Source organism: Winogradskyella sp. (assembly GCF_016744625.1).
Lineage (GTDB): Bacteria > Bacteroidota > Bacteroidia > Flavobacteriales > Flavobacteriaceae > Winogradskyella.
In genome coordinates this window covers 57,854-58,758 of sequence record NZ_JADGDZ010000012.1, presented here as the reverse complement: position 1 = coordinate 58,758, position 905 = coordinate 57,854, and the positions used below count along the sequence as shown (strand labels likewise).

Annotated in this window: 1 protein-coding gene; it reads left to right on the top strand. The window is 31.5% G+C overall.

What is annotated here, in order from left to right; all coding sequences use genetic code 11:
• Positions 1-30: 30 nt before the first annotated feature.
• The coding region (locus QZZ53_RS04805) for a type I phosphomannose isomerase catalytic subunit (RefSeq protein WP_296382080.1) at positions 31-905 on the top strand (875 nt) is incomplete at its 3' end.

Here is a 905-nt window from a genome sequence, read left to right as displayed (position 1 = left end):
ACTTTGTAACTTATTCTGGCGATTAATTTTATGAAAGACGTCTTATATCCCTTAAAATTTCAGCCAATTTTAAAAGATAAAATTTGGGGAGGAGAAAAGTTGAATCAATATTTTAATAAAGATTCAGACTCAAAATTCTTAGGAGAGAGTTGGGAAATAAGTACAGTTCCAGAAGCTATTTCTATTATTTCTAATGGTAAATTAAAAGGAACATCACTTCAAGAGCTTCTAAATACATATAAATCTGATTTATTAGGAATTAAAAACTATGAGCGTTTTGGCAAAGAATTTCCTTTGCTAATTAAGTTTATTGATGCCAAAGAAGATTTAAGCATTCAGTTGCACCCAAATGATGAGCTGGCAAAAAACCGTTATAACTCGTTTGGTAAAACTGAAATGTGGTATATAATGCAAGCTGATAAAGATGCAAATCTTATAGTTGGGTTTAACCAAGATGTAGATAAAGACACGTATTTAAAGCATTTAAAAAATAAGACTTTAACTAAGATTTTGAATTTTGATAAGGTTAAAGAAGGTGATACTTACTTTATTGAAGCTGGTCGTGTACATGCTATTGGTGCAGGTGTGCTTTTGGCAGAGATTCAGCAAACGAGTGACGTAACGTATCGTGTTTACGATTGGGATCGTGTTGATGATGAAGGTAACGAACGTGAGTTGCATAACGACATTGCTATTGAAGCGTTCGATTTTGAGATGAATGAAGACTTTAGAGTAGAATACAAGAAGAAAAAGAATGCTTCTAATGAAATAGTGAATTGCCCATTTTTCATTACTAATTTTATGGAAATAGATTCAAGTATAGAAAAACACAACATTTTCGATTCATTTATCATATACATGTGTGTTGATGGAGAGGTTGAAATTTCAATAGATAACACCAATAC